Below are 9,248 nucleotides of genomic sequence, written 5' to 3'. Positions count from 1 at the left end.
GCGTCTGGACCACTACGGGGCACTCCTCCAGGGAGGAGAGGTTATTAATGCAACTTCATCCGCGGCTCAGTCCCTTTGCCGATACGGCTGCCGAGCATCAGCATCAGTGTGCGGAAGGTGCCGTAAAGCGCCATCTGGTGCATGCGATACAGGGAAACGTAAAACATCCGTGCCAGCCAGCCTTCGAGCATGACGCTGCCGGTCAGGTTGCCCATCAGATTCCCCACTGCCGAGAATTTCGACAGAGAGATCAGCGAGCCGTAATCGGTGTATTTGTATTCCGGCAGCGCCTTGCCTTCGATGCGCAGCTTCAGGGATTTGACCAGCAGCGACGCTTGCTGATGCGCCGCCTGTGCGCGAGGCGGGACGTTACGGTCCGAGCCTTTCTGCGGGCAGGCTGCGCAATCGCCGAACGCGAAGATGTTTTCATCACGTGTGGTCTGCAGCGTTGGGAGCACCTGCAGTTGGTTGATGCGGTTGGTTTCCAGCCCGTCGATTTCCTGCAGAAAAGCCGGTGCACGAATGCCCGCTGCCCAGACCTTGAGCGTGGCCGGAATCACCAGCCCGCTGGCGGTGATCAGAGAGTCGGCCGTGACTTCACTCACGGCAGCATCGGTCAGGACCGTGACACCCAGTTTCTCCAGGGTTTTATGCACCGGCCCGCCGATGCGTTCCGGCAATGCAGGCAGCACCCGCGGGCCTGCTTCGATGACGGTGATGCGCAGGTTTTCCGGCTTGATCTTGCCCAGCCCGTAAGCGGCGAGTTCATGAGCAGCGTTGTGCAGTTCAGCCGCCAGCTCAACCCCAGTCGCACCTGCGCCGACGATGGCTACGGTGATTTCCTGGGTGCTGTCGATTTGCCCGGCGTGAGCGCGCAGGTAGTGGTTGAGCAGTTGCTGGTGGAATTTCTCGGCCTGCTTGCGCGAATCAAGAAACAGGCAGTGCTCGGCCGCGCCAAGCGTGTTGAAGTCGTTAGTGGTGCTGCCTACCGAAATCACCAGCGAGTCGTAGTCCAGGCTGCGCGCTGGAACCAGTTCCAGACCGTTTTCATCCAGCGTGGCGGCCAGATGAATTTGCCGCGCTTCACGGTTCAGGCCGGTCATTTTGCCGAGCTGGAACTGAAAGTGGTTCCACTTGGCTTGCGCCACATAGTTCAGCTCATCTTCATAAGAGTTGAGCGAGCCTGCCGCGACTTCGTGCAACAGCGGTTTCCAGATGTGGGTCAGGTTGGCGTCGACCAGGGTCACGCTTGCTGTGCCTTTCTTGCCCAGGGTTTTACCCAGGCGGGTCGCCAGCTCCAGACCGCCAGCGCCGCCGCCAACGATGACAATACGATGAGTCATAGGGATATCTCATAAGGTTTAAGGAATTCGGGGGGAGCGAGTTGATCTTCGCGAGCGCTGTCTTGCTGCTGCTCAGAGCGTCAGATAACTCAACAAAAGGCTCGACACGTCCAGGCCAACCACCATTGCGACCATCACGATCAGGAGCAGCCAGCGGCAAAAAGCCGGCGCTCGACTGGATCATGGGGGCTTGCAGGTACTCTTCGACACGCGTTTGGTCGTTGGGTTTCAGGCGACTGGACATGGGAGTCTCAGAAAAGGGTGCAGCGGTTATTCGGCAATCAGTTCCAGCGGTTCGACCCGCAGCGAATCGTCCAGACGAATGATGCCGCTTTGTATCACTCGCGCGGTAATTCCGCCATGCCCACGTACCGCCTGAAAGGTGCCATGGCCAAGGCGTTGCTCCAGCCGGGCGCAAGGCTGGCACCAACCGGTGGTCTCCAGAATGGCCTGACCGATCTTGAAGCGACGCCCCTTCAGGCTGAACAGATTGATGCCGCTGATTACCAGATTGCGGCGCAGGTCCTGGGGCACGATGGGTTGATCATCAGAACGGCTCAGCAAGGAACTGACCACCGCCAGATGTTCCCACTGAATCAACGTGACCTGCCGAGCGTTGCGTGGGCCGGGGCGCGCATGGTCGCCGGTCAGGCCGGCTTCGCGGCGTGCTTCCACCGCGTCCAGCTCGACCATTTCGCCACGGGATTCAGGGCGTACGCCAATCCAGCGCACCCGGCCTGTTTGCGGTACGTCGGCCAATAGTTCTTGCAGAGGGCTCATAAGCTGATTCCAACATCGAAAACCACGCTGCGACCCAGGTTGGTTCGCAGAAAATCCGGAGCGCCAGGGTGGGCAAACAACACCCGGGCAAAGGTTGGACCCACCAGTGACAGGGAACGCCAGCCTTGGCGCAGGTACTCGGTGGGCGGCGGGAAATGGCTGTTCAAGTCGAGTACTTCGCGCTTGAGGCTGGCAAAGGCAATGATGTCCAGCCCACTCAGGTCTATATCGCGCTCGTTGTAGTTGGTGGCTTTTTTACGCAATGTCGGGCCCAACCGTTGCAACAGTTCGCTTGCAGGAATGCGTTTGGGCTTGGCTTCGCGACGCACCAGTTGGCTCAGGGAAAACGCGCCACGCCTTCGCGCCAGCTCCTCGCGCCATTCATCGTTGAGGCGACGGCCTTCATCAAGGACGAAGAACACCTCAAAACGCGCGTCACGAAACAGCACGTCGGGCGGTTCCTGCCCGGCTGCGGTGAAGTCCTCGTGACGATGCGTAATGTTCAGGCCTTGCAGCAGACGCTCACAAACCCATCGCTCACGCTCCCACTTTCGCGCATTGGAAAGAAACGCGTTGGCTTGTTCGGCCTGGATCGTGAGCAGGCGTAGGTAGTCTGAGTCATCCATGGGCCAAGCTTAGCGTTCTAATAGCTACAACTGGAAGAAGGATTAACGGGTTAATTCTCTGGGAGATCTATGTTTGCTTGTAATTCCATAGGACCGGCTTTAGCCGGGAGAGCGGTATTTCTGACGAGGAATATGTAGTGAATGTCCCGATGCCCTCCCGGCTAAAGCCGGTCCTACGGAATGCTCGGTCTATGTGGGAGCGGTGCTTGCCCGCGATAAGGCTTCGGTGATCTGCCTGTCAAACCGCGGTGCCTATATCGCGGGCAAGCACCGCTCCCACAGGTTGGCCATGATTTCAAGTTCATCACCGACCTGTGGGACCGAATTCATTCGGGAAGACGGCATACCAAGCGATGTATAAGCTTCGGATGTACTGGTCCCTTCACGAATGAATTCGCTCCCACAGGTCCGCGCCCATTTCCGCTATGGTGTTGGTTTTCCATTCCAATCAGGAGAGTTGCACCCTTGAAACTCTGGCCCATTCTGCTGTTGATCCTGCTGCCATTCACCGCGCAGGCCATTGAAATCGGGGATTCGGTGCCGACCTGGAGTCTGTTCGACCAGTTTGATGAGCCGTATGTGATGGACCCGCAAAAGACTCAGACCATTCTGGTCGCCAGCAGCATGAGTGCGGGCAAGATCATGGAGAAGGCACTCAAGGACAAACCCAAAGGTTTTCTGGAGGCGCGGCATACGGTGTTCATCGCCAACATCGAGCCGATGCCTGCGTATGTCACCAAGTTCTTTGCCGTGCCGAAAATGCGCCGGGTCTACTCGTATCGGGTAGCGCTGGACCGCGAAGCGCAGATCGCGCCGGGTTATGGCGGGGATGCGGCTGCCGTTCAGTGGTTGCAGATCAAGGATGGCAAGTTGCTGGAGCGTCAGGAATTCAACGGGCCGGACGCGCTTCGCGAAGCGCTGGAGAAGCCGTGAGCCGAGCCTGATCCCATCAGTCTCGGCTCACCTACAGATCAATGCCTTTCTGGCAGATCGCCGGAAAACATTTCGTCTTCGGCATCCGGGCTGACCGGAATCGCGTGTTCTTCCGACGCCCATGCGCCCAGGTCGATCAGCTTGCAGCGTTCGGAACAGAACGGCCGGGCAGGGCTGGCGGCGCTCCATTCCACGGGGGCGCCACAGGTTGGGCAATCGACGGACATTGGTTGGCTCATGATTGGCCTCCGGACAAAGTTAAATAAAAGTGATGCAGCCGCTGGACCTCGCTTTGCAGCCAGGCAGCGTCCCGGTCATTGACCAGCACATCATCGGCACGACTCAATCGATCTTCGCGACTGGCCTGCGCCTTGATAATCGCTTCGACCTGTTCCTGGCTGGAACTGTCGCGCAAGATCGTGCGCTCGACCTGCAACTGCTGAGGTACATCGATCACCAGAACTCGCTGAGTGATTTTCCACTGACCTGACTCGACCAGCAGGGGCGAAACCAGAATCGCGTAAGGCGAGGTGGCGCTGGCCAGGTCGCGCTGGATTTCGGTGCCGATCAGCGGATGCAGCAAGGCTTCGAGCCAGCGGCGTTGTTCGGCATTCTCGAAGATCAGGCCGCGCAGCGCACCTCGATTCAGCGTGCCATCGGCATGCAGCACCGTCGGCCCGAAGTGTTCTGCGATGTGTGCCAGCGCCGGACGGCCGGGTTCAACCACCCAGCGCGCAGCGTGATCGGCGTCGACCACATGAATACCCAGATCAATGAAACACTGCGCCGCGGCGCTTTTGCCGCTACCGATGCCGCCGGTAAGGCCGAGAATCCAGGGTTTTTGAGCGGTTGGGGTCATCTGAAACCGGCAAATTGCAAATAGGAGTCGGTTATTTGACCACCCCAGAGCAAAGCGATCCAGCCTGCGATGGCCAGATAGGGACCGAAGGGTATCGGCGTGCTGGTCTCGACATTCCGCACACGTAGCATGATCAGGCCCAATATGGCCCCTACCAGCGATGACAGCAGGATGGTCAACGGCAGGATCTGCCAGCCGCCCCACGCCCCCAACATGGCCAGCAATTTGAAGTCGCCGTGGCCCATGCCTTCCTTGCCGGTGATCAATTTGAACAGCCAGTACACCGACCACAACACCAGATAACCGGCGACTGCGCCCCAGAGTGCGTCGCTCAGGTTCGTGAACAGGCCGAACGAGTTGACGATCAGGCCCATCCACAGCAGCGGTAGCACCAGGTCATCAGGCAACAACTGGTGGTCGGCATCGATCAGACTCATGGCCAGCAGGCCCCAGCTCAGCACCAGCATCGCCGCCGCAGGCCAGCCAAAACCGAAGTGCCAGGCGATGTAGGCGGACAGCAGGCCGCAGGTCAGCTCCACCAGCGGATAACGTTTGCTGATCGGTGCTTTGCAGCTTGAGCATCTGCCACCCAGAAACAGGTAGCTGAGCACCGGCAGGTTTTCCCATGGGCGGATCTGATGGGCGCAATGCGGACAGCGGGAATGCGGCAGGATCAGGTTGAACGTTTCGCCTTCAGGCTCGGCGGGCAGCTTGAGCATTTCCCGGGACTGAGCCTGCCAGTCGCGCTCCATCATGATGGGCAGGCGATAAACCAGCACATTGAGAAAACTGCCCACCAATAAACCGAGAATCAGTGCGGATAAAACAAAGGCCAGCGATGAGCTGGCCAGGAAATCAACGAGTGACATAGTCAGACAACGCTTCCGAGTTTGAAAATAGGCAGGTACATGGCGATCACCAGTCCGCCGACGATCACGCCGAGGATGGCCATGATCATTGGCTCCATCATGCTGGTGAGGTTATCGACCATATTGTCGACTTCATCCTCGTAGTAGGTCGCGACCTTGTCGAGCATCGAGTCCAGTGCGCCCGACTCTTCGCCAATAGCGGTCATTTGAATGGCAAGGCTGGGGAATACGCCGGTGGCACGCATGGAGAAGTTAAGCTGCATGCCGGTGGAAACGTCCTGTTTGACCTTGTTGACCGCGTTGCGGAATACCACGTTGCCGGTGGCACCGGCCACTGAGTCCAGCGCTTCCACCAGCGGCACACCGGCAGCGAAGGTGGTGGACAGCGTACGAGCAAAGCGCGCGACCGAAGATTTATAGATCAACGGCCCGATAACCGGGACTTTCAGCAGGCTGCGGTCGACGCTATCCCGGAAATTCTGTGAGCCTTTATAGCTGCGTCGGAACAGGAAAATACTGGCAAATATCAATCCCAGGATGACCAGCCACCAGTCCTGAACGACTTTTGATAGGCCAATTACCATCAGGGTGAACGCCGGCAGCTCTGCGCCGAAACCAGCGAAGATGTCCTGAAACTTAGGAACCACGAAAAGCAGCATAATCCCGGACACGATGAACGCCATAATCATCACCATGATCGGATAGGTCATGGCTTTTTTGATCTTGGCTTTGAGCTTTTCGGTCTTTTCTTTGTAAGTCGCCACGCGATCCAGCAGGGCTTCCAGCGCACCGGCTTGCTCACCGGCGTCCACCAGATTGCAGTAGAGGTCGTCGAAATATTGCGGCTTTTGCCGTAGTGCGGTGGCGAAACTGTTACCGGCTGCGACCTCGCTTTTCACCTCTTCGATCAGTTTGCGCATGTTCGGGTTTTCCGAACCTTCGGCGATGATGTCGAAGGACTGCAGCAGTGGCACACCGGCTTTCATCATGGTTGCCATCTGCCGGGAGAAAAATGCGATATCCAGCGGTTTGATTTTCTTTCCGGAGCCACCAAAAATCGAAATCGGTTTCTTGCGCACCTTGGTCGGGTTGATGCCCTGCTTGCGCAGCTGCGCCTTGACCAGCGCCGGATTATGGCCGGTCAGTTCGCCAGTCATCTTCGCGCCTTTCTTGTCGGTGCCTTCCCAGGTAAAAACGATAACTTTCGCCGCTTTGCTGGCCATGATCAGTCCTTGGTCACGCGGTTGACTTCTTCGAGGCTGGTGACGCCCTGCATGGCTTTGATCAGGCCGGAGGTGCGCAGGTCATTGAAGCCGTCCTTGCGCATTTGAACGGAAATATCCAGTGAGTTGCCTTCTTCCATGATGATGCGCTCCAGAGCGGGGGTCTTCTTGACCACTTCGTAAATCCCCACGCGGCCTTTATAGCCGCCATTGCACTGGTCGCAGCCTACCGGCGTATAGACCTTGAACGTGCCGATTTTGTCTGCCGGGAAGCCTTCCGATATCAACGTGTCGTGAGGAATGTCCGCCTCCTTCTTGCAGTGCGGGCACAGCTTGCGCGCCAGACGCTGAGCAATGATCAGGTTGATGGCGGTGGCGATGTTGAACGCAGCCACTCCCATGTGATGCAAGCGAGTCAATGTTTCGGCGGCGCTGTTGGTGTGCAGCGTCGACAAAACCATGTGCCCGGTCTGCGAAGCCTTAATGGCGATTTCAGCCGTTTCCAGATCGCGAATCTCACCGACCATGATCACGTCAGGATCCTGACGCAAAAAGGCCCGAAGTGCTTGAGAGAAGTCCATTCCTTGACGCGGATTAACGTTGACCTGGTTGACGCCTTCCAGGTTGATTTCAACCGGATCTTCGGCGGTGGAAATATTGATATCCACCGTGTTGAGAATATTCAGGCCGGTGTACAGCGACACGGTTTTACCCGAGCCGGTAGGGCCGGTGACCAGAATCATGCCTTGCGGCTGCTTCAGTGCTTCCAGATAGAGGGCCTTCTGCTCAGGCTCGTAGCCTAATGCATCGATACCCATTTTCGCCGTGGTCGGATCCAGCAGACGCATCACGATCTTTTCGCCCCACAGCGTCGGCAGGGTGTTCATCCGGAAATCAATCGCCTTGGTTTTCGATATACGCAGCTTGACCCGGCCATCCTGCGGCTTGCGGCGCTCGGAAATATCCAGACTGGCCATAACCTTCAGGCGCGCCGCAATACGGCCGGCAAGGTGGATAGGCGGCTTGGCGACTTCATGCAGAATGCCGTCCGTGCGCAAGCGTACCCGGAAAGTCTTTTCGTAAGGCTCAAAGTGCAGGTCGGACGAGCCGAGGCGAATGGCGTCCAGCAGCATCTTGTTGACGAAGCGCACCACCGGCGCATCGTCGGCATCATCCTGACCCAGCGACGTCTCTTTGACTTCCCCGCCTGACACCACCTCCAGGCTGAGATCGACGTCGCCCATTTCGCCAAGAGAAGCGTTGCCATCGAAAAACTTTTCGATGGCGTCGCTGAGCTTGTCGTCTTCTACCAGAATCGCCTCGATGGCGAGCCCGGTGTTGAACTGCAGATCGGTGATGGCTTGCTGGTTGGCAGGGTCGGAGATACCGATATAAAGCTTATTGCCGCGCTTCCACAGCGGCAGGGCATGGTGCTGGCGGATGAGCTTTTCACTCACCACCCCCCTGGGCTGTTCTTCTTTATTAAGGCAATTGAGGTCGAGAAACGGCAGGCCGAACTGGTCGGACGACATTTCCGCCAGAGCCAGGGCTTTGACCAGGCGGTTTTGCACCAGATAACTGATCAGCGAAACCTTGTCGCGCCGGGCTTGCAGAAACGCCTGCTGCGTCGCTTTTTCAGTCAGAAGTTCTGCAACTACCAATTGCTTGGCCAAACCGGTCAGGACAACGTCACTCATAAAACCACCAAACCCATACTGTCTTGGGTTTATAGCCTAGTCGGGCGACGCTGCCAATGATGCAAGACAAGGTGACGTAAATTGTCCGCCAGTAATCCGGCAGGGACTCCCTGATCAGCCGTTGGTAGGAGAATTAGCAATAAAGGAGGGTTGAAGAGTATTTGGCATGACCTATGCTTTGGGACAGGCACGCAACACCTTATTGACGCACCGGAGCAGTATCAATGAAAACAGTACAAAAAGGTTTCACGTTGATCGAGTTGATGATCGTAGTAGCGATCGTCGGTATTTTGGCTGCTGTGGCGCTGCCGGCGTATCAGAGTTATGTCAAAAGGGCGAAATTCACTGAAGTCGTATCCATCAGTGATGGCTACAAAACTGCTATTGGTATTTGCGCGCAGACTCTCAACACCACCACAGGTTGCACGGCTGGCTCTAATGGCATCCCTGCCGCGATTACCGCGACCCAAGGCGTTATTGCAACTCTTGCTGTTTCCAACGTCGGTGTGATTACTGCTACAGGGACTGATGCAGTCGACGCGCGGACTTTCATTTTAACGCCTACGTTGACTGATACCGGGACTACTTGGGCTGTGTCCGGTACATGCAGTACTGCAACGCCAAAGCTTTGCTAACTATGTGCCGGTTGTACGGGGTGCGTAGGTTGGAGTCTGGATGCGACTTGTCCAGGCTTATACCGAAATCTGTGTCCAAGCCGAAATAGCTCAGCCCGGTAGAGCAGCGCACTCGTAACGCGAAGGTCGCAGGTTCGATTCCTGTTTTCGGCACCGCAGACCCAAAAAGCCCGATCCATCTGGATCGGGCTTTTGCGTTTGTGCGGTACAGATGATGCGTGATGCCCTTGAACAGGCCGAATCCAGGCATAGGTTCCTGACACCCCTATCTCGCGGGTCAAAT

Annotated in this window: 10 protein-coding genes and 1 tRNA gene; 3 read left to right on the top strand and 8 right to left on the bottom strand. The window is 57.2% G+C overall.

Annotation, left to right across the window (positions count from 1 at the left end; all coding sequences use genetic code 11):
* Positions 1 to 44: 44 nt before the first annotated feature.
* The 3 genes from H8S59_RS24210 to H8S59_RS24200 form a co-directional block, all read right to left on the bottom strand.
* Positions 45 to 1,343 carry an NAD(P)/FAD-dependent oxidoreductase gene (locus H8S59_RS24210; RefSeq protein WP_095096696.1) on the bottom strand — a complete coding sequence of 433 codons (1,299 nt, stop codon included), beginning with the start codon at positions 1,341 to 1,343 and terminating at the stop codon, positions 45 to 47.
* Positions 1,344 to 1,613: 270 nt separating this feature from the next.
* Positions 1,614 to 2,123: an MOSC domain-containing protein gene (locus H8S59_RS24205; RefSeq protein WP_095096694.1), complete on the bottom strand. Its 510-nt coding sequence runs from the start codon at positions 2,121 to 2,123 to the stop codon at positions 1,614 to 1,616.
* Positions 2,120 to 2,749: a DUF1780 domain-containing protein gene (locus tag H8S59_RS24200; RefSeq protein WP_095096692.1), complete on the bottom strand. Its 630-nt coding sequence runs from the start codon at positions 2,747 to 2,749 to the stop codon at positions 2,120 to 2,122. Before H8S59_RS24200 ends, H8S59_RS24205 begins: the two co-directional genes overlap by 4 nt.
* A gap of 465 nt (positions 2,750 to 3,214) precedes the next feature.
* On the opposite strand from H8S59_RS24200, the gene H8S59_RS24195 reads away from it, so the two are divergent.
* Complete coding sequence (locus H8S59_RS24195; protein ID WP_095096690.1) at positions 3,215 to 3,682, top strand: hypothetical protein; 468 nt, start codon at positions 3,215 to 3,217, stop codon at positions 3,680 to 3,682.
* A 38-nt stretch (positions 3,683 to 3,720) separates the two neighbouring features.
* Here H8S59_RS24195 and yacG read toward each other — a convergent pair whose 3' ends face one another.
* From yacG to pilB, 5 genes are read right to left on the bottom strand one after another with little or no spacing between them, the layout of a single operon-like run.
* Positions 3,721 to 3,921, bottom strand: coding sequence for a DNA gyrase inhibitor YacG (gene yacG, locus H8S59_RS24190; protein ID WP_187523060.1), 201 nt, complete (start codon positions 3,919 to 3,921; stop codon positions 3,721 to 3,723).
* Positions 3,918 to 4,541 (bottom strand): dephospho-CoA kinase, encoded by a 624-nt coding sequence (gene coaE, locus H8S59_RS24185; RefSeq protein ID WP_187523059.1) that lies wholly within the window; start codon positions 4,539 to 4,541, stop codon positions 3,918 to 3,920. Before coaE ends, yacG begins: the two co-directional genes overlap by 4 nt.
* Entirely contained in the window at positions 4,538 to 5,410 is an 873-nt protein-coding gene (locus tag H8S59_RS24180) for a prepilin peptidase (protein ID WP_187523058.1), read from the bottom strand. The genes coaE and H8S59_RS24180 overlap by 4 nt, the downstream gene beginning before the upstream one ends.
* Positions 5,411 to 5,412: 2 nt before the next feature.
* A complete protein-coding gene (locus H8S59_RS24175) occupies positions 5,413 to 6,633 on the bottom strand; it encodes a type II secretion system F family protein (RefSeq protein WP_187523057.1) in 1,221 nt (406 codons plus the stop codon).
* Between the two features lie 2 nt (positions 6,634 to 6,635).
* Positions 6,636 to 8,330: a type IV-A pilus assembly ATPase PilB gene (pilB, locus tag H8S59_RS24170; protein WP_187523056.1), complete on the bottom strand. Its 1,695-nt coding sequence runs from the start codon at positions 8,328 to 8,330 to the stop codon at positions 6,636 to 6,638.
* Positions 8,331 to 8,554: 224 nt separating this feature from the next.
* On the opposite strand from pilB, the gene H8S59_RS24165 reads away from it, so the two are divergent.
* Both H8S59_RS24165 and H8S59_RS24160 read left to right on the top strand, forming a co-directional pair.
* On the top strand, positions 8,555 to 8,965 hold the full coding sequence (locus H8S59_RS24165) for a pilin (protein WP_187523055.1): 411 nt from the start codon (positions 8,555 to 8,557) through the stop codon (positions 8,963 to 8,965).
* A 79-nt stretch (positions 8,966 to 9,044) separates the two neighbouring features.
* Positions 9,045 to 9,118: transfer RNA gene (locus H8S59_RS24160), tRNA-Thr, on the top strand.
* The last annotated feature ends 130 nt before the right edge of the window (positions 9,119 to 9,248 follow it).

Origin of the sequence: Pseudomonas folii, from assembly GCF_014357575.1 — a bacterium.
GTDB classification, from domain to species: Bacteria; Pseudomonadota; Gammaproteobacteria; order Pseudomonadales; family Pseudomonadaceae; genus Aquipseudomonas; species Aquipseudomonas folii.
This window is presented reverse-complemented; position numbering and strand designations above follow the sequence as displayed.